General features: G+C 44.7%; 24 protein-coding genes and 1 riboswitch. Of the genes, 20 read left to right on the forward strand and 4 right to left on the reverse strand.

The genetic code is table 11. The features are described from left to right. Positions 1 to 35: 35 nt before the first annotated feature. Positions 36 to 782: a cytochrome b/b6 domain-containing protein gene (locus tag Q4Q49_RS20735; RefSeq protein WP_312000333.1), complete on the reverse strand. Its 747-nt coding sequence runs from the start codon at positions 780 to 782 to the stop codon at positions 36 to 38. Positions 783 to 1079: 297 nt separating this feature from the next. Between Q4Q49_RS20735 and Q4Q49_RS20740 the strand changes: the two genes are divergently transcribed. Continuing rightward, positions 1080 to 1715, forward strand: a complete 636-nt coding sequence (locus tag Q4Q49_RS20740) for a LuxR C-terminal-related transcriptional regulator (RefSeq protein WP_006081301.1) — start codon at positions 1080 to 1082, stop codon at positions 1713 to 1715. Between the two features lie 169 nt (positions 1716 to 1884). Here the strand turns inward: Q4Q49_RS20740 and Q4Q49_RS20745 are convergent, their stop codons facing one another. Continuing rightward, positions 1885 to 3651, reverse strand: a complete 1767-nt coding sequence (locus tag Q4Q49_RS20745) for a PDZ domain-containing protein (protein ID WP_312000334.1) — start codon at positions 3649 to 3651, stop codon at positions 1885 to 1887. Between the two features lie 406 nt (positions 3652 to 4057). On the opposite strand from Q4Q49_RS20745, the gene hinT reads away from it, so the two are divergent. The 6 genes from hinT to tsgA all read left to right on the forward strand — a co-directional run bounded on the left by hinT (position 4058) and on the right by tsgA (position 8180). Beyond that, complete coding sequence (gene hinT, locus Q4Q49_RS20750) at positions 4058 to 4414, forward strand: purine nucleoside phosphoramidase (RefSeq protein WP_006081303.1); 357 nt, start codon at positions 4058 to 4060, stop codon at positions 4412 to 4414. Next, positions 4411 to 4938 carry a PaaI family thioesterase gene (locus tag Q4Q49_RS20755; protein ID WP_311898901.1) on the forward strand — a complete coding sequence of 176 codons (528 nt, stop codon included), beginning with the start codon at positions 4411 to 4413 and terminating at the stop codon, positions 4936 to 4938. The genes hinT and Q4Q49_RS20755 overlap by 4 nt, the downstream gene beginning before the upstream one ends. Beyond that, positions 4925 to 5422: a PaaI family thioesterase gene (locus tag Q4Q49_RS20760; protein ID WP_006086342.1), complete on the forward strand. Its 498-nt coding sequence runs from the start codon at positions 4925 to 4927 to the stop codon at positions 5420 to 5422. The genes Q4Q49_RS20755 and Q4Q49_RS20760 overlap by 14 nt, the downstream gene beginning before the upstream one ends. A 141-nt stretch (positions 5423 to 5563) precedes the next feature. After that, on the forward strand, positions 5564 to 5959 hold the full coding sequence (locus Q4Q49_RS20765) for a YcfL family protein (RefSeq protein WP_312000335.1): 396 nt from the start codon (positions 5564 to 5566) through the stop codon (positions 5957 to 5959). Between the two features lie 290 nt (positions 5960 to 6249). Further along, on the forward strand, positions 6250 to 6954 hold the full coding sequence (deoD, locus tag Q4Q49_RS20770; protein WP_012196924.1) for a purine-nucleoside phosphorylase: 705 nt from the start codon (positions 6250 to 6252) through the stop codon (positions 6952 to 6954). Positions 6955 to 7004: 50 nt separating this feature from the next. Then, positions 7005 to 8180 (forward strand): MFS transporter TsgA, encoded by a 1176-nt coding sequence (gene tsgA, locus Q4Q49_RS20775; protein WP_311891178.1) that lies wholly within the window; start codon positions 7005 to 7007, stop codon positions 8178 to 8180. Positions 8181 to 8247: 67 nt separating this feature from the next. On the opposite strand, the gene Q4Q49_RS20780 is transcribed toward tsgA, so the two are convergent. After that, the gene (locus Q4Q49_RS20780; RefSeq protein ID WP_261273030.1) at positions 8248 to 8928 is read right to left on the reverse strand and encodes a Crp/Fnr family transcriptional regulator; all 681 of its coding nucleotides are present in this window, start codon (positions 8926 to 8928) and stop codon (positions 8248 to 8250) included. Positions 8929 to 9125: 197 nt separating this feature from the next. Next, a riboswitch (TPP riboswitch) is annotated at positions 9126 to 9251 on the forward strand. A gap of 54 nt (positions 9252 to 9305) precedes the next feature. Between Q4Q49_RS20780 and Q4Q49_RS20785 the strand changes: the two genes are divergently transcribed. From Q4Q49_RS20785 to Q4Q49_RS20845, 13 genes are all read left to right on the forward strand, one after another. Continuing rightward, the gene (locus Q4Q49_RS20785; protein ID WP_312000336.1) at positions 9306 to 11501 is read left to right on the forward strand and encodes a TonB-dependent receptor domain-containing protein; all 2196 of its coding nucleotides are present in this window, start codon (positions 9306 to 9308) and stop codon (positions 11499 to 11501) included. Between the two features lie 106 nt (positions 11502 to 11607). Beyond that, on the forward strand, positions 11608 to 11868 hold the full coding sequence (locus tag Q4Q49_RS20790; protein WP_028760297.1) for a hypothetical protein: 261 nt from the start codon (positions 11608 to 11610) through the stop codon (positions 11866 to 11868). A gap of 46 nt (positions 11869 to 11914) precedes the next feature. Beyond that, on the forward strand, positions 11915 to 12568 hold the full coding sequence (gene pnuC, locus Q4Q49_RS20795) for a nicotinamide riboside transporter PnuC (RefSeq protein WP_220592724.1): 654 nt from the start codon (positions 11915 to 11917) through the stop codon (positions 12566 to 12568). Next, complete coding sequence (locus Q4Q49_RS20800) at positions 12568 to 13761, forward strand: aminoglycoside phosphotransferase family protein (RefSeq protein ID WP_312000337.1); 1194 nt, start codon at positions 12568 to 12570, stop codon at positions 13759 to 13761. Before pnuC ends, Q4Q49_RS20800 begins: the two co-directional genes overlap by 1 nt. Positions 13762 to 13906: 145 nt before the next feature. After that, positions 13907 to 14779 (forward strand): DUF6279 family lipoprotein, encoded by an 873-nt coding sequence (locus tag Q4Q49_RS20805; protein ID WP_312000338.1) that lies wholly within the window; start codon positions 13907 to 13909, stop codon positions 14777 to 14779. Between the two features lie 70 nt (positions 14780 to 14849). After that, a complete protein-coding gene (locus tag Q4Q49_RS20810) occupies positions 14850 to 15443 on the forward strand; it encodes a DoxX family protein (protein ID WP_312000339.1) in 594 nt (197 codons plus the stop codon). Positions 15444 to 15579: 136 nt separating this feature from the next. After that, the gene (locus Q4Q49_RS20815) at positions 15580 to 16128 is read left to right on the forward strand and encodes an NAD(P)H nitroreductase (RefSeq protein WP_011846586.1); all 549 of its coding nucleotides are present in this window, start codon (positions 15580 to 15582) and stop codon (positions 16126 to 16128) included. Between the two features lie 55 nt (positions 16129 to 16183). Next, positions 16184 to 16681, forward strand: a complete 498-nt coding sequence (locus Q4Q49_RS20820) for a GNAT family N-acetyltransferase (RefSeq protein WP_300482071.1) — start codon at positions 16184 to 16186, stop codon at positions 16679 to 16681. A 194-nt stretch (positions 16682 to 16875) separates the two neighbouring features. Continuing rightward, the gene (locus Q4Q49_RS20825) at positions 16876 to 17499 is read left to right on the forward strand and encodes a 2OG-Fe(II) oxygenase (protein WP_312000340.1); all 624 of its coding nucleotides are present in this window, start codon (positions 16876 to 16878) and stop codon (positions 17497 to 17499) included. A 346-nt stretch (positions 17500 to 17845) separates the two neighbouring features. Further along, positions 17846 to 18451, forward strand: coding sequence for a GNAT family protein (locus tag Q4Q49_RS20830; RefSeq protein WP_312000341.1), 606 nt, complete (start codon positions 17846 to 17848; stop codon positions 18449 to 18451). Positions 18452 to 18470: 19 nt separating this feature from the next. Next, on the forward strand, positions 18471 to 18935 hold the full coding sequence (locus tag Q4Q49_RS20835) for a GNAT family N-acetyltransferase (RefSeq protein WP_312000342.1): 465 nt from the start codon (positions 18471 to 18473) through the stop codon (positions 18933 to 18935). Between the two features lie 31 nt (positions 18936 to 18966). Next, a complete protein-coding gene (locus Q4Q49_RS20840; RefSeq protein WP_106650288.1) occupies positions 18967 to 19371 on the forward strand; it encodes a hypothetical protein in 405 nt (134 codons plus the stop codon). A 301-nt stretch (positions 19372 to 19672) separates the two neighbouring features. Then, positions 19673 to 20068 (forward strand): hypothetical protein, encoded by a 396-nt coding sequence (locus Q4Q49_RS20845; RefSeq protein WP_312000343.1) that lies wholly within the window; start codon positions 19673 to 19675, stop codon positions 20066 to 20068. A gap of 85 nt (positions 20069 to 20153) precedes the next feature. Here the strand turns inward: Q4Q49_RS20845 and Q4Q49_RS20850 are convergent, their stop codons facing one another. Then, complete coding sequence (locus Q4Q49_RS20850) at positions 20154 to 20999, reverse strand: transporter substrate-binding domain-containing protein (RefSeq protein WP_311991292.1); 846 nt, start codon at positions 20997 to 20999, stop codon at positions 20154 to 20156. Between the last annotated feature and the right edge of the window lie 42 nt (positions 21000 to 21041).

A 21041-nucleotide genomic window follows, 5' to 3' on the forward strand; every position in this document is an offset into this window, starting at 1 on the left:
AATGCTGGCGTTATTTTTATCATTAAACTAACCGATTACTCGTCTTTTGGCTGACCTTGGATGATCTTCTTGCCCGAGAACATGGCAGAAATAATCCCAGGTTGACGTTTAACTTCGGTATAAACCACTGCGAATACATGCAGTAAAATCAGTAGCAAAAGTAGATAAACCGCATAAACGTGAACTTCACCGGCGAGTCCTTTCAGCGGTTTAAGCGCATCCGCTTTCTCGGTATTCACCCCAGTGGCATCATAGGGTTTTAAGCTTGCTGGATCGACATTGGTATCGGCCAGATAGCTTTGTACAGCACTACCTAACGGTGGGTAGTAAATATCTGTTCCTGCGCGTAAAAGCCCAGTTACCATGATAGTGACTAAGAGCAACATAATGCCGAGGACCGCAAATTTACCTTTAGGATTATGGCCTAAATACTGCGGATTTTTACCCGCGGCCAGTTCTAACTTGTAGGTCATTAACTCATTTTTGCTATTGGCATTGGGAAACATATGGCTGAAACGCGCATATTTGTTACCGACAAAACCCCACACAAGGCGAATGATAAGGTTGATTGCAAACGCGTATCCTATCCACACGTGTAAAGTTTTCAAGCCAATTTTACCGGTTAACTCAGTGATGCCTAACTCAGTGCGATACATCATGATGCCACCCACTAAGATGAGTGCGAGAACGAGAATGACATTTATCCAATGGAATAATCGAGTCGGTTTGTCCCACACTGGGTAGGATTTGACTTCAAGCGCGGTGGGTTTACTGCTGGACATGGAATTTCCTTATTTTTTGTGTTGATATGATCTTACGCTTTTATCTAAAAATTTCAGTAATTTTTTTCAGTTTCAATTAAGACTTCTGATTGATAGTGGCTTCAACGAAAGTGTTAGAAGTTTTTGATTTGCGTACGGTAAATATTTTTCACGTAAGTCTTTTTAATCTGTTTTATCTAATGCTAATATCGTCACCACGATAGACTTGGAAGTCTATTGAACGGATGTTGAAGTTGTATTGAGAGGATTTTAGGTTCTCAAAGTGAATAATCGTTAATCAGACAGGGAGTGAGCAGGATGTTCAAAATATTACATTGGATTGTAGTGTCACGATCGCAAGTATTAATGGAATTGCTAGCAGGACGTTGGCCACAGGAGTTTCTCGTTAAGTTGACGCAAGTCAGCCCTGATGAGATGTGTGAACAAATCAAGGATAATCATGCCTCCATGGTAGTGATTGATTTAGCAACTGTTGATCTTCAAAAAGCCCATCAATTTCAGCGTTTACTTGCCCGTGAACAACCAAGTGTACGAGTCGTCTATTTACAATTCCCTAAACAAGTCGATGCACGTTTTTTAATGCAAGCGGCCACGACCGCAGGGGTGTTTTATCTCGATGCGGGTTTAACTGAGATTAGCCTAGGATTCTCGAATATTTTACGAGGCCATAGGGTGATACCAATTCAACTTGTCAATGGGGTAAACGATGACTTTGGTTTGTTCGAAGATACTGAGCCGCTGACGATTCGTGAGCGAGAAGTATTACAAGCCCTCTTAACGGGTAGTACTAACTTAGATATTGCTAATCAGCTGTTTGTCAGTGAAAGCACGATAAAAACCCATTTGTACCGAGTATTCCGTAAGATCGGTGTGTCGAGCCGTGGTCAAGCGATCGCGTGGGCGCAAACCTATTTGCACGATGTGGTGGTTTAAATCTGTATTAGCACTGATAGAAGACACTAATTTGGCAAGGGAATACTGTTCTAGACATAGATGTGTGCGTTTAGAGATTAGTACCTAAGTTAAGTGTTATCTCAGAAATGATAAAAGGGGCTTTTGCCCCTTTTGTTTGTCTTAAAATCAATCGAATTAAAACGTTAAATTAACGTCCTAACCAAGCCGCGAGTTTAGTTTTGTCACTAATTGCTAGGGCGACAGTATCCTTCGGCGCGGCAGTTATCATCAATTCACCCGTCATCAGTTCATCCCGTCTAAACCAATGTAGATTCAAGGATTCACCCAGCGGATATTGCTGTAGCTGCGACTCAAATTGCGCGCTGACTTGCAAGTTATCGGCGGCGATTAAGATATCCCCCGCACTTAATCCCGCAAGGTGGGCAGGGCTGCCTTGGGTAACAATCACCACTTTCAATCCCATCGGCGCCGCTTGAGTTTTCGCGCCAAAGGCAATGTCATAACCTTTCGCTTGCCCGCCGCCCACATCCTGCGGACCTTGGCTGGCTCGAAGGTTAAACTCGACACCAAATTCGGCGAGTAGCGGAGCCAGTGGAATATCGTCGGTGTTATCTAAGTAGGCAAACAAATCGTGGCAATCACGGCCAAGGAGTCGCTCGACAATTGCTTGGTGACAATCATCAGTCGTGCCTTTGTCTTGCAGAGCATATTCCTGCCATAAAATCTGCATAACATGGTCGAGATTGTATTTGCCTTGGGTTTCACTGCGCAGGGTTAAATCTAAGTACAGCGCAAACAGCGCGCCTTTGGTGTAATAACTGATGATGGCGTTTTGCGCGTTTTCATCCTGCTTATAGAACTTAGTCCATGCATTAAAGCTTGAATCTTTAACACTTTGTTTAAAGCGTCCTTGGCTGCGATAGACGCGGGTGAAGGTCTCACTCAGCATATCTAAATAGCTTTGTTCATCTACCAACCCAGCGCGATAGGTAAGGAAGTCATCGTAATAGGAGGTGATGCCTTCATAGGCCCACAGTTGTGGTGTGTAGGTTTCAGCCTCAAGTTTATAGGGTAAAAAGCACTCCGGCTTAATCCGCTTCACGTTCCAGCTGTGGAAATACTCGTGGCTGCACAGGGATAAATAAGTGCGATAGTCGTTATTAATTGGCGCATTGAGCGATAGCGGCAAATCCTTGCGAGAACACATCAATGCGGTAGAAGCTCTGTGCTCTAACCCGCCAAAGCCATTGTCTAATACTGTGGTCATAAACAAATAACGTTTAAACGGCGCAGGCGTACCAAATAGGTTGATTTGATATTCGCAAATGGCTTTCAAGTCTTGGCAGAGCCTTGGCATGCAAGCGCGGTGGCGGCCATTGAGTACGATATCGTGTTGGACGCCGCAGGCATCAAAACTGGCTAAGGTAAATAAGCCCATTTCCACTGGATGATCGATAAGTTCGTCATAGCTTGTGGCACTAAATTGGCCGAAGGCAAAGTCGTCACCACTGATGCGGGTCATGCTGGTAGCGACGCGCCAGTCACCAAATGTTGGCTCTGAGGGCGGTAACATAGTGACAGTGTGGGTTTGTTGTTCAAAACCGTGGGCGGATAAAAACACGCTACTGCCGTTAAAGAAGCCGTGGGTTGTGTCCAAATGCGCAGTGCGCACCGACAGATCCCAAGCATACACTTGATAAGTCAAAATGATTTCGCTGCTATTATTGTCAACCGACCAAGTTTGCTTATCTAGCTGTATGAGCTTGAGCGTTTGGCCATTAGCATCTTGTGCCTTGAGTTCAATGATATTTTTAGCAAAGTCGCGCACCATATAACTGCCAGGTAGCCAAGCGGGGAGGCTAAAGACCTGCACTGGCTTGGGCTGGGATAATGTCATAGTGACTGCGAATAAATGGGCTTTCGGATCGACGGGGATTATCTGGTAATGGATCATATTTATCCTGCAAAACCTGAGTGTTTTAATGGTGGCCATGCTGCCAAAAATGCCTGCAACTGGCAAATGAAAAGCAAAATATCTACAGACACAAAGTATTGAATTGTCAATATACCCAAGCAACCTGAAGATACGAGTTCAGAGCGCCTAGGGTGCTTCAATTCAAGGCGCATCAATGACAGAATGTCGGCCACCTTTTGAATTGATGCAACACGGGAGTGGAGTGCCCTAGACGCTCCGTCCCGGCGGGTTTTAACGCACTTTATGCTTTGTTGGTTATTTTTAACTTAGCCCACTAGGTCCGCAAATAACCGCCTTGCTTAAAGTGCGTTAAACTCCAGCTGAATCATGCATCTTCAAGTTGTTTGGGTATATACTATGCCAACTAACCCAAGGAGGACGCCCCATGGCCGAAGAAACGATTTTCAGCAAAATTATTCGTCGCGAAATTCCCGCGGATATTCTGTATCAAGATGAACTTGTGACTGCCTTTAGAGACATTTCCCCTAAGGCGCCAACCCATATTTTGATTGTGCCGAATCATTTGATACCAACGGCGAACGACATGAAAGCCTCTGATGAGCCGGTACTTGGCCGCATGATGACAGTTGCGGCGAAATTGGCGGCGGAAGCGGGTATCGCTAAAGATGGCTACCGACTGATCATGAACTGCAATCAACACGGTGGACAAGAAGTCTATCACATTCATTTCCACCTTGTGGGCGGGGAGCCTCTGGGGCCCATGTTGAGCCAAGGCAAATGAAGGTAAATTCGGATTTTTTCCCGCTGACCCAAATGGCGCAGCGGTTTGTGGATCAACTCGCTCAGTGTCGCCGTCTCGGTTTAACCGTACTGGAGGCGAGTGAGCACCATGTGTTGATTGAGTTGCCCTACAGCACTGAATTAATTGGTTATCCCGATACGGGCGTTATCCACGGCGGAGTCATTACCACTTTAATGGATACCGCCTGTGGCAGTGCAGTGGTCAGTGCAATTTTCCATAAATTCAAATTGTTAGAAATCTCACCTACGCTTGATTTGCGGGTGGATTATATGAAGCCCGCTCAGCCCCATAAGCCTGTGTTTGGGTTTGCGGAATGCTACAAGTTGTCTTCCAACATTGCCTTTACCCGCGCGATTGCTTATCAAGACAGCATAGATGATCCTATTGCCCATGCTGTTGGTTCCTTTATGCGGATCAGCCCAGAAATGGTGGGTGATGCCTTTAGAAAAGCGCTGATGGGTGAAGCCGTGCCTGAGATAGGAGACACTGATGAGCGCAAATAATTCGGAACTTGGCACAGCCAGTGCCACTCAACATGCCCAAGTAAAAGCGCCTATCGATGTGCAAGGCATTGTTAAGCGCGCGACTGAGCTTAACGATTTCGGTCATTTACTTGAGCACGTTCCCTATGCCAAATTTATTGGGATGAAGGTTGAGCGTTTTGGTGATGAACTGATTTTTAAACTGCCTGCTAAGGACGACAATATCGGTAATCCTGTGTTGCCAGCGATTCATGGCGGCGTCATTGCAGGTTTTATGGAGATGTCGGCGATAGTGCAGTTAATGGTCTTTATGCAAACAGCCAAAGTGCCTAAAGTGGTTGATTTTTCCATCGACTATTTACGTGCGGGTCTGCATAAAGATAGCTTTGCTGAATGTCGTATTACCCGTCAGGGGCGACGAGTGGCCAACGTGAATATCGATTGTTGGCAAACCAATCGTAAGCAGCTCATCGCTACGGCACGGGCGCACTTTCTGATTGATTAACTCGTTTTATTGAGCAGATGTTTGAGTGATGATTAAGTCTGTCTTGTTAAGCATAAGTTCAGCACAGTTCGATTAGCTTGTCGTTTAATGGGAAATGATGCGCGCTGGCCGCGCATTTTGTCGCGTGACTGGGAGAAAGAGATGAAACAAATTTATACCGGACTATTATTGGCCGCGGCGCTGACCTTAGGTGCTTGTGCCTCACATACTGCAGGTATTTCAGTGAGTTCGCTCGGTGAAACCCGCGTCGATAATTCCAGCTTTGCCCGAGATATTGGAGTTGAAAGTGTGGATGCACGCCGAGTTGGCGATTTAGTGCAGGGCTCTGCGCTGATTGTTAGCAAATCATCAACTGACATGCGTGTGCAGTATAAATTCACTTGGTACGACGCCAGCGGTTACACCATAGAAGATGAGGCAACCAGCTGGAAATCGGTCAAGCTGCACGGCAAGCAACAATTGCAAGTCTCCGCCGTGGCACCTAATGCCCAAGTGGTTAAATTTGATGTGTACGTGCGCGAAACCTTTTCGAACTAAGCCTGAGTTTGCCTTTGTTTAGTTTATAAATTATTTTTTGATATAAAGTGATTGTTATAATGGCTTACTTCTCTCTGGGGTAAGCCATTTTTATCCGTATTGATTAATTTTTCAACAACCTTTTCTCATTTTTTATCTTTATTAATTCAGCCTTATCATGTTGAAATATGCGATTAATTACTCATTGTTGAGTAAAAAAACTTACTGCAGGGCTAGAACCGGACTTTAGTCCTAAATACATTTAGTGATTGAGCACTACTATCAGCATATTACCACATGAGGATAGAAAGATGACTGCTCATATTAATGCTCAACCTACTGATTTTGCTGAAACTGTTATTATGCCGGGTGATCCACTACGTGCTAAATATATCGCTGAAACCTATCTCACCGATGCCGTAGAAGTCACGAATGTTCGCAATATGCTTGGTTACACGGGCTTTTACCAAGGACAACGCATTTCCGTTATGGGGCATGGTATGGGTATTTCATCTATGGTGCTCTATGGCCATGAGCTGATTAATTATTTTGGCGTGAAACGCATTATTCGTATTGGCAGTTTAGGTGCAACACAAAAACATGTACAAATGCGAGATGTTATTTTAGCCCAAGCCGCAGGTACGGATTCACCTACTAACGCTAAGCGTAGTAGCGGCTACCAAATGGCAACTTCTGCGACCTTTTCTTTATTGCATAAAGCCTATACAACAGCGAATGAGAAAGGTATTAGTGTAAAAGTTGGCAATATCTTTAGTGGTGATCTTTATTACGATCCCGATGAAGATATGATCCCCGCACTTGAGCGTTTTGGGGTATTAGGTATTGATATGGAAGTGGCGGGGCTTTATGGATTGTCACACCAACAAGGTATCGAATCATTAGCCATTTTAACGGTATCGGATCATTGTTTAACCGGTGAAGAAACAACGGCCGAAGAACGCCAACTCTCTTTTAATAATATGATCGAGCTCGCGTTAGAAACCGCCCTCAATTAGGTTTAAAGCCATCCTTTGAACCCTTAGCATTTCACTTATGGAATGACATAATGAATAATAAAATTACTTTAACAGCCATCAGTTTTCTCGCCAATTTTATTATGGCGGGCTTTGCGACCCAATTTGGGATGTTGATTGAACCCATAGCTGAGAAATTTGCTGCTAATGTTAACGAAGTTGCATCAATCTTTTCATTGCTCAATGGTGGTGCACTCGCGGGGACGATTGCAGCATTTTTCTTTATTGAAAAAATGGGTATCAAAAGAATGACCTTGATAAGTTACAGTCTGGTTGCTCTTTCTGCTCTGGCTTTACATCTAACCAATTCCCTACAAGTTGTGATGGTGGCAATGACCTTGATTGGTTTTTGTGGCGGTATCGGTCTATGTATTGCTGGTACGATTGTGGTGTCTGTGTGGCAAGAGAAATTACAAAGCACAATGTTAGTAGTGCAGGATGCGACTTTTAATATTGCAGGTGTTATTTTTCCATTGATAACAACTTATGCATTAACAAGCTCACTATCATGGAGTTATAGCTATTTAGCTGTAGGTTTGGTCGCGTTAGGTACCGTCATTATTACATTATTCACTAATTTTTCTATATGTGAGCAGTCTTCTTCAACAGAAGATAAGCAACAATCTGAGTGGAATTTTGGAATTATTAGCGGGGGTATTGGATTATTTTTAGGGATGCTCGCATTATATACATTTTTAACTTGGGCACCTTTATTTGTAAAACAAAAATTTGATATTCCGTTTGAAGAGGCGGGTAATATTATTACCCAGTATTGGTCCGCTGCGCTAATTGGTGCCCTAATTTCGACTGTGATTGTGACTCGTGTAAAAATTCACCATTTCTTAGTTGGTATTATTGCTTTAGCTATGGTGCTCACCTCTGCCATTGTCAGTACCAATAATCTTAATTGGATAGCTTATTTAACCTATGGTTACGGTTTTGTGTGTGCCGCGCTTTATAATGCATTTATTGCTTATGGCGTGTCTTTTGTAAAAAAAGCCAGCAGCAAAAATGTGTCATATATTCTTATTAGCGGAAGTGCAGGGGCGATGTTTAGCCCAGCCATCAGTTCTTTCTTTGAACGTATTATCGGATTACAAACAGTGATGTATGTGATTCCTTTGCTTTACGCAGCGATATTTATGTTATTGATCGTTTCAAGTCGGATGAAATCGGCTATGGAACAACACTCGCCATCGGTAAGTTAATTTACCTGTGCATCCATCCCACACTCGGTTGTTAAATTAAGTCGAGTGTGGGTTATGCTGAAAGCGATTATATGCCTGCTTCAACAAATTTCTTGAGTGCGTTGAGATCACAAATCCGAATGCCATCTTTTTTCCGCTCAATTAAGCCTCGTTCCTCAAGATTTTGTAGTGCCCGACGGTAGACTCGGTCGGTAGTACCAAATCGTTCAGCCTCTAAATAGCGTTTACTAAAGCCATCTACGGGCAAGTCATTTAAGTATTCATGGTAAATATCAAATGCCACGTTATAACTGATGGGATAGAGCAGTCGCCGAGTAAAAATATCCACTGTGTCTTGGTAGTCAATCGCAATTGCACTAGCGAAAAATAGCGCGAGTTGAGGGTGTTGACCGAGGTAATGTTGCAGTTTTTCAGCGCTAATCAACGTGATTTCTAAGGGTTCACTGGCAATAATGTCTAGTTGACAGTGGTACTGGGTGAAGAACTCCATTTCGCCAAACAGCTGTGAATCACAATCAATAGTACCTAATTGAAAACACCGACCATTTCTCGCGGTATGGCCGAGTGATACGCGACCTTGCTTCACCAATACAAGTGATGCCATCGCTTCCCCCTGCGTCATGAGGTGAGCGCCTTTTTTGAGCATTTTTATTTCGCTGATACAGCTAAGTACAACCGCTTCAATAAGTGGATAGTCTTGCTCCCATCGCTGGCTATAACGTCCTTTCGATAAAGGTTTTAGCTGCATCGACTATGATCCTCTTACTGTTTTCGAAATTGCGACCTTCTATAGCATTATCATGATAGGCGGTCAAATGGACGAAAGGATTTAGGCGGCTACTAAAGATATTTTCATCATACGAACTGAAGGGCCGTGGTTTTCGCGACATTTAATTGAATCGCAGAGATAAGAGTGCCCACTTTTTATTTCCGTCATGTATACTAGGCGCCGCCAAGGGGTGTTTGCAGCGAATGAATTTACGTTGATTACTGCAAACTGAGATGTCAGCTGACGAACCCTTAGAACCTGATCCGGCTAATACCGGCGTAGGAATGGGCCAATTAACAGCACACTTCTGAATCGCTTATTCGTTGCCGGATCTCAAACATTATATTTGAGGTCCTATGTCAAACCGTAAAACGTCAAACCGTCATTCCCCGTTTTTAACCCGAGCGCCACTGGCATTAGCCATTGCTGCCGCGCTGAGCACTGCTGCATTTGCACAAACCGACGCTATCGATAAACCCGATCCCAGCACTGAGATGGAAGTCATGGTAGTGACGGCGGATTTTCGCAGTTCAAGCTTAGAAAAAATGCCTTCAAGTATTACCGTTATCGACAGTCAAAAAATTCAAGATGAAAGCGCGCAGCATTTCGAGGATGTGCTTAATTCTATTGCTAACTTTAACTGGTCAGGTGGAAGTTCGCGGCCAAAATATTTTCAAATTCGCGGTGTAGGTGAGCAAGAGCAATACCAAGGTGCGCCTAATTCTTCTGTGGGTTACATCATTGATGATATCGATTTATCCGGTATTGGCATGGTGTCGAGCATGTACGATCTACAGCAAGTCGAAGTGCTGCGTGGACCACAGGGCACACGTTATGGCGCCAATGCTTTAGCGGGACTGATTTATCTGAAAAGTAACGATCCCACCGATGTGTTTGAACATGGCGGCGAAGTCTCGTTAGGCGATGATGATTTACGCACGTTTAGCGGTTTCAGTTCAGGCCCATTAACGGATTCTGGCAAGCTGCTTTATCGTGTGTCACTGCAGCAACATCAACAAAATGGCTACCACGACAACCTCTATTTAGGCCGTGACGATACCAATGGCCGCGATGAGTTCAGCGGTCGCGCTAAGCTGCGCTGGTATGCGACTGACGATTTGCAGTTTGATTTAACTGTGCTGCACGCCGATTTTGATAATGGTTATGATGTGTGGAGTTTAACCAATTCACCGACCCAGACGACATCGGATCAACCGGGTGTCGATAGCCAGCGCACCACAGGCGCGGGTTTTAAAGCGACCTATTCCGGCGCCGCAACCTTTGAGCTAACCTCGTTAACGTCCTTTGCGAATACCGATCACCATTACAGTTACGATGGCGATTGGTCGAACCCAGAGTATTGGGCTTCTAAGCAATGCAGTGATGACGATGGCAATCTGGCGCCGTGCCAATATGATTATTTTTGGGATAAAACTGGCCAACGTAAAACCGTGTCGCAAGAGTTTCGCTTAAGTTCTAACGAGCAGGGCCGAATCTTTGCGGACAGCACAGATTGGTTGCTTGGTGTGTACGGCATGAATCTGAAAGAAGATAACCAATTGTATTCTGAATACAATACTTGGCCGGATGAAGTCTTAGACTCTGAGTATGAAGCGACGAACTATGCCTTGTTTGGTCAGCTCGATACGGATCTGGGCTCAGATTATGCCTTATCTGTTGGTTTACGTTTAGAGCGCCGCAATAGCCATTACTCAGATACGAATAACGATAATTTCGACCCGAGCGAAACCATGTGGGGTGGGCATATTGCAGTGAGTAAAGTGCTGAATGACTCACACAACGCATATGTCCGTGTCGCGCGCGGTTACAAGGCGGGCGGTTTTAATATGACTTTGCCTGTCGAACTGAACGATAAAAAAGAGTTCAGTACTGAGACGCTTTATAACTATGAAATTGGCCTTAAATCCCATTGGCTCGCAGGGCTTATCGATACTAATCTGGCGCTGTTCTATATGGACAGACAAGATCAACAGGTGGCGGCATCCCAGCAAGACCCTGATAAACCACAGCGTTTTATTTTGTTCACCGAAAACGCAGGCAGTTCGAATAACTATGGTGCTGAGTTAGATGCGACCTGGTATGCCACGGATAATCTACAAATTTACTCAAGCTTAGGTTGGTTAGAAACCGCCTACGGCGATTATCAGTATCAGGACAAATATGGCACTGAGGTGGATTTAACTGGCCGTGATCTGGCCCATTCACCACACTTTACCTACAGCCTTGGTGGGACTTATCGTGCCAATTCGGGTTGGTTTGCTAACCTAAACTTAAGCGGTAAGAGCGAGTTTTACTATTCAGACAGCAATGAATCCCGTTCTGAACCCTACACTATCGTCAATGCCCGCGTGGGTTATGAGGCGAGTGCATGGTCGGCTTATTTATGGGGCCGTAATTTGTTCAATGAAGAATACGGTGTGCGCGGTTTCTACTTCGGTAACGAGCCTGATAATGGCTGGGCAGAAAAGCAATATATTCGTTACGGTGATCCGCGTCAGATTGGCGTCACCTTTAACGTTAAGTTCATGTAAAAGCTCATATAATGACTCAGGTCACTATGAGCCATTTGAGTTAACTTATGACTAAGCTGTAGTCCGGTGTAAGGGCTATAGTTTCTCTCAAATTTAAGGAATTAAGATGAAACTGACCGCAGAAATTAGCATGTATCCCTTCAATGAGAACTACCTCGATCCGATTAAGTGGTTCATTGGTCGCGTGGATAGCTATCCTAATATCGAGCGCGTGACCAATGCGATGGCAACCCAAGTGTGCGGTGATTATTTAGATGTGATGACTATGCTGGCGACCGAGATGCAAGCCGCCCATGAGAAGTGGGGCAAGGCAGTATTTGTGTGTAAGTTTATCGGTGGTGAGCTGAATTTAGCCCACAGCGAATAATGTTTTAGCGTCATATACGCGACAAATAGGCAGTGAGAACAACACAATGACAGATTTATGGTTAACCTTGGTCGAGAGTATGAATGCGGCCTTTGGTGAAGTCCATGTGATGACCGCATGGGAAGCCTTAGCGGTATTGCTGGCCATGGCATATCTACTGCTGGCAATGAAGGCGAGCGTCTGGTGCTGGGCGGCGGCCTTTGCCAGTACCGCCATTTACACTGTGTTGTTTTGGAAGGTGTCGCTACTGATGGAGTCAGTGCTGAATATCTATTATATGGCGATGGCGCTCTATGGATATTGGCTCTGGACCCAAGGCGGCGATAAACATCAAGGGGTCAAAGTGACCACTTGGTCGTTGAAAACCCACTTGAAGTTGATCGCGGTGACAGGCGTTATTTCGCTTTTTGTCGGGCACGGCATGGCGATGTATACCCAAGCCGCGTTCCCCTATTTAGATGCGGCCACGACCTGTTTTGCTGTGATGACGACCTATTTAGTGGCGAAGAAAGTACTTGAGAATTGGCTCTATTGGGTCGTTATCGACATAGTGTCTATTTACCTTTATCTCAGTAAAGGCTTGATGCTGACCTCGTTATTATTCGTACTCTATGTAGGGCTTGCAGTTGTAGGGTATTTCCTGTGGCGCACTGCGTTAGCCGATGCCCGTGAGGCCAATGCCTTGAAGTTACTCAGTTAATGCTCGATGTCAATGCTGCTAAGCCATACTCAGCGGGCGAATCATTCAATACACTCTTGCCCATACTCAAACGAGCTGGGCTTGAGCAAGTGCAGAGTATTTGCGAGCTTTCGGGCGGCTTGAGTAATCATAATTATAAGGTCACTACGCCAACAGGGTGTTATGTGCTGCGGGTCAATGCCGATGCGGCGGACAGTTTTTGCACCCGCGAGCAGGAGCGTTTTTACTGGCAACAACTCGCCCAAGCTAAACTTGCCCCTGAACTGCTGTGGGTGAGTGAAGATGAGCGCTATTACCTCAGTGATTTTATTGAAAGTGATCTTATTGAGAGCGACTTTATCGAGGGTGACTTTATTGAGAGTGACTTTATCGAAAGTGCAGTAGCGAGCGCAGCAGAGTGTGCGGCAATTGAACACAATGTGATTGATAGCCAATGCTTTCAACGTAAACGCTTCATCCATTGGCCAGCATTAGAGCGCCAAACCAGTGCCGCTGATTTTGTGCTGGGGCAGTCGTCTTTGGGCATTTTACATCACGGCTCTTCACCACAAGCTTGTTTAAGTCCTGAGCCTAGGTTGATGCCAATACAGCAAGATAAGCATCCCAACTCAGCTGCGCGCTTACTGCTGGAATTATTGCTGCAATTGCGGGAACTGCCCACAGGTCCTTATGCCATTAGTATCACTGAACAATGGCAGGAATATCACCAGCAGATGCTTGCCTATCAGGCATCTCTTTCCACAACGCACAATTGGAATGAGCGTGTGGCTAAACTGCTTAACATCCAAGTCGCCATCAAAGATTGGTGCGATAACTTAGCGGCTTGTTTAATTAAACCGCAGTTTTGTCATCGCGATCTTAATCCCCACAACTTGCTACTCAAAAATAATCGTTTGTATTGTATCGATTTTGAGTATGCGACGGCGTCGCATCCCCTGTGTGAGTTAGCCGTAGTGTTAGCGACCCATGCGTTAACGCCTGCCCAGCAAAACGAGTTAGTGACGCAGTATCTGAGTGAACACCCTTATGTCTCAGTTAACGCCGTAGCGGCCGTGCCTGCCGCCATTGACATGTACTGGGTATTTGCCTGTTACTGGGCATTATTGATGGCGGCGCAAACGGAGCCCAGTCGTAGCGCCGACTATCTCGCATGGTTTGATTGTTTTTGGCCGCTCATCACCCAAGCATCATGAGGATGGCTGCCCGATTGGAATCATAAAACAGGCAAAGTATTAACATATTGAAAACCTTTATTAGACAAACTTGTTTGATATAAGAGGCAACTTTATATAGGCTCAAGCGTCATATTAGCAACAGTTCTAGGATGGATGATTCAGAATGAAAAAAGGCGTGATGCTACTTGTGTGTCTCTTAGGCTTAAGCGCCTGTTCCACTAAATTCAGTTACCATTTCCTCGATTGGGCCATCGGTTGGGAGCAAGAGGATTACGTTACTTTAGATAAATCACAGCAAAAGGCATTCGATGCCCTCATTGAAAAATTTGTCCTGTGGCACCAATCCAAAGAATTGTCCCACTATGTGGTGCAACTAACCGAAGTTGAAAGCCTCATCAAAACCAATACCTTAACGCCAGTGTTATGGGCCGAGCATGTGGAGATTGCTAAGCGGCATTGGTTTCGTTTGTTTGAGTTTGCCTTGCCAGAATTACTGCCCATCATAATGTCCTTGTCCGATGCACAGGTGAAGCAAATCCTCGCCAAATTACGGGAAGATGAGCAGGAGCTTGTCAAAGAGTTTGCCGGCAAAACCCCAACGCAGTTACAAAAAGAGGCCGATGAAAACCTTCAAGAGCAATTTGATGACTGGCTTGGCAGCGTGAGTGCTGAACAAAAAGAGCTTATTCATCAGTATAATCAACAGCGTTTATCCACCTTAGATATGTGGCTCGAGTATCGCCACGAATGGTTACGTCAGTTTGAGGTCGCCCTTGGCCAGCGCGCCGATAAAGCGCTATTAACCGAGCGTTTGACCTTGCTAATGACGCAGCCCGATGAGCTTAAGTCTGAACAACATAAAGTGTTTTTGCGTAAAAATACTGAGGCATTTGGAACCTTACTGCTGGCGATGAACGCGAGCCTATCGGATAAGCAGTCGAAGCACTTTTATAAAAAGTTGGGCGGACTCATTCAAGATCTCACCGAGCTTAATCAAGAAGCCATTGAAAAAGAGACAAGTGCAAAAAAAGCCTAGGCCATGAAAGATTAATGGGCTTGCTAGGGTCTATTCCTGCAAGCCAATTCATCAGTCAAAGAGAGACACTATGCCACTTGCATCCCTTTACCAAAAATTGCTCAATATGAGTCGCTATTTCGATGGTTTAGCACCATTAGCCCTCAGGATTTACCTTGCGCCCGTGTTGATGCAAGCGGGTTATAACAAGCTCGCTCACTTTGACGATACGGTGGCTTGGTTTGCTAATCCCGATTGGGGTTTAGGCCTGCCAATGCCGGCGGTAATGGCAGGATTGGCGGCGGGAACCGAGTTCTTTGGCGCTATCTTATTACTGCTTGGGCTTGCGACTCGGCTGATATCTATCCCTTTGATGATCACTATGTTGGTCGCCGCATTTACAGTGCATTGGCCAAATGGCTGGTTAGCGATTGCCGATGGCAGTTCTTGGCTTGCCAACGACAGAGTGCTTGAGGCTGGGGATAAACTGGCGAAAGCCAAAGAAATATTGCAGGAGCATGGTAATTACGACTGGCTGACCAGCTCAGGTAACTTAGCTGTGCTTAATAATGGTATTGAGTTTGCGGCCACTTATTTCATTATGTTGTTGGCACTCTTCACCTTAGGCGGCGGCCGTTACACTAGCCTAGATTATCTTATCGCTAAGCGCTGCGGGGTTAAGTAAGCATTTTATAAAGAGCTCTGGATTTTCAAGCGCAATCAAAGCGTTAAATCCCATCCATGCGGTGGGATTTTTTTATGCCTCTTTGCCTGCAATTTGCTATGCTTGAACGCAATTTATATCGAACTAGGATAAGAACTTGGACGCTATTGAACTTTTGCTCACCCGTCAATCGACCCCGCGATTAATCGCTCCCGCTCCCGATGCGAGTCAATTAAAAATCATCTTAGATGCCGCCATTCGTGTGCCAGATCATGGTGCATTAGCCCCATGGGAATTTATTATTGCGACAGATCAAGGGTTAAACACCTTAGCCGATATCTTTGTTGAGGCGGCTAAAGCCAGCGGCGCCGACGAGGATTTCGTTAATAAAGCCAAGGGTATGCCAATGCGTGCGCCTATGGTGATCACTGTCGTTGCAAAAACGCAGCAACACCCTAAAGTGCCTGTACTTGAACAACAAATTGCAGCGGGCTGCGCAACGATGGCGATGCAACAAGCGGCTTTTGCCTTAGGCATAGGCGCGGTATGGCGCACGGGCGATTTTGCCTTCGATGCTAATGTGAATGCCGCCTTAGGCCTTGAACCACACGATCAAATTGTCGGCTTTTTGTATGTCGGTACGCCAGCGGTTGTGGCACCCCAAAAACCGCAAAAGGACGGCAGCCAATACGTCCGTTATTTATGAAAAAGCTTATGACTATATTTTTATAAACATTGTCTATTTCTAGTGGAGAAATCCTATGCAAGTTGCGCGTACTCCTAGATTAATCCTGCGGCAGTTAACCCCAGCCGATGCTTCATTTATGTTAGTGTTGCTCAATAGCCAAGGCTTTATTGAGAATATAGGGGACAGGGGAGTACGCACGCTTGTGCAGGCCAAGGATTATATCCTCAATGGACCAATGAAAAGTTATGCCGAATGTGGTTTTGGCTTTTATGCAGTGGTGCTCGCGGAGAACGGATTCACCATAGGAATTTGCGGTTTAATCAAACGGCCGACGCTTGATAATGTCGACATAGGCTATGCATTTTTGCCGCAATATTGGGGTAAGGGTTACGCATTCGAAGCCGCTAAAGCCGCTTTTGATTTAGGCAAAAGTTTAGGTATCGAGCGTATTGTGGCGATTGTGAGCGCCCATAATGGCGCGTCAAAGGCATTGCTGAACAAACTGGGATTACAGTTTGAGCAGTGTGTGCAGCTTAGCCCAGATGATGAGCCAGTCGAACTGTTTGGTTGAATTTAAGCTGTTGTTTATATTGATTTTTATTTTATTGTAATTCGGCGTTCTTTACTCTAGAATTCTGCAGAATTTACTGTTGAGATATGGCAATCATATCTCGTATCGACGCCCCTCGAAAATCAGGCTCATTTAATCCCTCCTTGAGCCCTTGAGTACAGCAAAAGCGTAGCCCTTTTATTGGATGTAGCATAATGGTTTCGCAACTAAGTGAAGCAATGCTGGACGTGATCGCTGATGCCTTGGTAGACAAAGGCTATATCTTTTTACCTGACTTAGTTCCAAGCAATATAAGCCAAGTGCTATTGGAAAAAATTCAATCAACGCAAGCACATGAGCTAAAAGCTGCGTCCATTGGTCGTGGCGCAGAGCAGCAATTAAACCCCGACATTCGCCGCGACAGAATACAATGGCTAGAAGAGCACAACGAGCCTGATGCCCAATATCTTGAACTGATGACGCAACTCAAAAATGGCTTAAATCGTCGTTTGTTTATGGGGTTATTCGACTATGAAAGTCACTATGCGGTATATCAGCCTGGGGCATTTTATAAAAAGCATGTCGATGCGCTGAAAGGCAGTCAAAACCGTATCTTAACCACAGTGTTTTTCTTAAATCCTGACTGGAAAGCGGCAGATTGTGGCGAGTTGATTATCTATGATGAAGCTGATATTGAGATTGAACGCATCGCACCTAAAATGGGTCATTTTGTGATTTTTCTCAGTGAGCGCTTTCCCCATGAAGTGACTAAAACCTTAGCCCAGCGCAATAGTATTGCGGGTTGGTTTAGGGTCAGTAACAGTGTGCATGGCTTTTAACTTTAGCCTTTAACTTTTAACTATGGTGGCTAGCTTCAACGGATAGCAAACACTTAAATACTGAACGCAGATTTAGGTGTTTGCTGTTATTGGCCCCGATTGCTTATCTCATTTCGCGACGTATTCTGTGATAGCAGTATTGACTCCAAGCGGATTTAACTGCCATTCACTCATTTCTTCAAATTTTTTTACACTCTTAAGCTTTAGGTAATCTAAGCCGCCGACAATAGGACAAATTTGTCCAATCATGCTGAAAATAGGGTATTTTTTTATTCTCGTTTAATGTTAGGCTAGATAAAAATGTGCGCAACAACACACTTTTCTATCATCTAACGGGGGCGAGACTGTGGGCTGTGAAGATAACTTAGGTTGTTTAACGGGTGAGCATATTGTGCTTGAGCCTTTATCTTTGTCCCATGTGGCGGCATTGAGTTTAGCTGTAACAGATGGTCAGCTTTGGCGTTTGTGGTTTACTAGCGTGCCAGAACCTGCCGAGGTGAAGTCCTATGTGACAAAAGCCCTCGAAGAAAAAGCGCGGGGTCAGAGTTTTCCCTTTGCAGTGCGGGATAGAGTAAGCGGTGAAATTGTCGGCTGCACGCGAATTTGCAATTGGGAGCCTGAAAATCGTCGCCTTGAGATTGGCTACACTTGGTATGCAAAACGTGCCCAGCGTACGGGGATCAATACCGAAGCTAAGTTATTACTATTGACCTTTGCCTTTGAAACCTTAGATGCCATTGCCGTTGAGTTTCGAACTCACTGGCATAACCAAGCCTCCAGACAAGCCATCGCCAGACTGGGTGCTAAGCAAGATGGTGTGTTGCGTAATCATAAAATTCTTAAAGACGGCACAATTCGCGATACTGTGGTGTATTCCATTATTGATGCTGAGTGGCCAGCGGTGATAAACAGTTTGCAATTTCGATTGCGACAACACCCGCCAACACTCTAACGATACCAAGGAAAGGCCCATGGCAAGCATTATAACTCGAGCAGATGTGACTCAAGCCCATGAGATTGCAGTGTTATTCAATGAGTACCGACAGTTTTATGGGCGCAGGGATGATGTTGCGGCGGCGGAGCAGTTTATTCAAGCAAGATTGTTAGATGAGTCATCGGTGATATTTATTGCCAAAGATAATCAAGGGCTTGGATTAGGCTTTGTGCAAATGTATCCCAGCTTTTCATCGTTACGTATGGCTCCAATGTTGATCCTCAATGATGTGTATGTGACTCAACATGCCCGATGTGTCGGTATTGGGCGAGCGTTAGTGCAGCAGGCCGCCAGTTATGCCAAAGCGCATAATATGAGTTATTTGATGTTAGAAACACAGCAAAAAAACCAGCGCGCACAGGGCTTGTATGAAGGCTTAGGCTTTGTGCGTAACCAAGATTTTTATATCTACGAGCTTGAGATCCACCGAGGGCTTGAGTAGGTTTATTTATGACGATTAAAAGGAAAGTAACATGTTAACTCAGGTAAAAACATTGGTATTAGGTGGTTTAGTATTGAGTGCCAGTACCGCAGTTTGGGCTGATGAAGCAGAAAAAGCGTTTAGTAAAGAAGCCATTGAGTGTGCCGCTTATTACCAAATTAGCTCAGAAGCTATTGGGGCGATGAATGCACCGCAAATGCAGGCTGTGGGTGAGCGTTTAAAAAGCTCTAAAATTGAATCTGAGAATTTAGCCAAGAAATACAGCTCTGAAGCTGAAGTGACTCAAGCAGTTGCCGACGCGAAAGCGCGTCAAATCGAAAGCTTAGGGGGCTCAAGTAACTTAGGTGCGTTAATGGGCAAATATAAAGAAGAATGTAAAAACCTATTAGCCGATCCACAAAAGCGTTTAGATTATTGGACTATGGCAACTATGTAGTCGCAGGTTTTAGTCAGCACAGGTTTTTAAGCATGTGATTTTAAACATGTGAAGTAAGGGAGCCTAAGGGCTCCTTTTTGCGCTAAGAACTTAGCACTGGGTTGCGCGAGTTAATTTTTATCAGGCCAATGTGAATTGGTTGCGGTTCGGTTGACTCAATGATTCTTAGCCAGCTAGGTTATTTTTGTTAAGCTGAAACTCAACTGGGGTTTTAAGGGTCTTATCGCTAGGGTTGCAATTTTAGTTCTGTTTACGCTTTATCTTCAAACACCAGCCAATATGAGCAATAACGAGGAGCAGTATGGTTTTAACATTAATGGCAGCAACTGTCTTGAGTGCTGGAGTCTGTGGATACCATTTGATCTATGGTAAGCGTGTTTTATTGGCGCCGCTGTTAAAGGCCAATGTTTCCCAGCAGAGCAAGCAAATGCTGCGCTGTTTATTTCATTGTCAGTCAGTGTTTTTTGTGGCCTCAACTGCGGTACTTTTGGCCTGTGCACTTAGAGTGATCCCAGGTATGTATGCCTATAGCTTATTGTTATTTCTTGGGATGAATTACGGGATCTTTGCAATTTGGCAGTTTTATATTGCCACTTTAAGCCCGCCAAATAGTGGCCTGATGATTATAGTGCAGGCTTTAATTTTTTTGCTGATTGGCACTTTGGCAATGCTTGGGCCTCTGTTGTCTGTCGCATAAATCGCTAATCATGCTCAGATAATCATCGCGCTTGACGCGTTAACGACTTGGCGAAACTAACTGCGCTAATAGTGTGAATAAAAAATTATTGGCTCGACTGGATTGCGTATTGGGCAGCGAGTTCGGTGAGTTTGCCATTGTTGATGAGCTGCTGAATCCAGTGTGTTAGCTTCTTAGCATCGAGTGATGAACTGTGGTTAAGCAAGATGCCATTATCGTACTTTTGGTCCCATTTATCTGATATTAAAAGTAAATGCCTGTCTTGTGGGTTAGCCTTTAAATAATACTGTAAATAGGAATGAGTGACAGGAGCGATATCAGCCCGTTCGCGCAGAATGCTTTCGATAGTGGCTCTGTTGTTGCTGACAAACAAAGGGCGAAATTGCTTTTTCAGCGTTTCAGTATCGGTTTCAAAGTGGGCAAACTGATAGTGATAGCCCTTAACGAATGCGATTGATTTATTGGTTAAGTTTTTGAAATAATTTTGATTATGGGCTTTGGTCTTAAGCGCAATAAACACTTCTCCATCTATCATATTTAGCGGAATAAACTGATCCGCAATTTTTTGCCATCCCCAGGCGGGATTCTCAAATATCATCATGTCGAAGCGGCCTAACATATAGGCTTTATATCTGTGCTCAATACTGGTGACGGTAAATTCAAAAAACACTTCTTGTTGTATTTGATTCAATGCATTGATGATATCGAGGGTGAGGCCTGTGTAACGGCCATCCTGTTGTAGATCCACATAGGGGGCAAATGGATAACCACCGACACGAATAGTCGGTATCGTGTTGGGTGCTGTTGTATTGGGTACTATTGTATTAGGTGCTGTGGGTGACTGATTGTTATCTTGGGCGATTGCGGCCGAAAATACGCTGATCCCTAAGACGAAGCTAAAGAGTAGACGATACAACTGTCTTATTACCATGGTCACCCCTAATCATGCCAAAGGTTAATGATTTTTTTACAA

The organism is Shewanella sp. SP1S1-7 (genome assembly GCF_031932105.1).
Lineage (GTDB): Bacteria > Pseudomonadota > Gammaproteobacteria > Enterobacterales > Shewanellaceae > Shewanella > Shewanella baltica.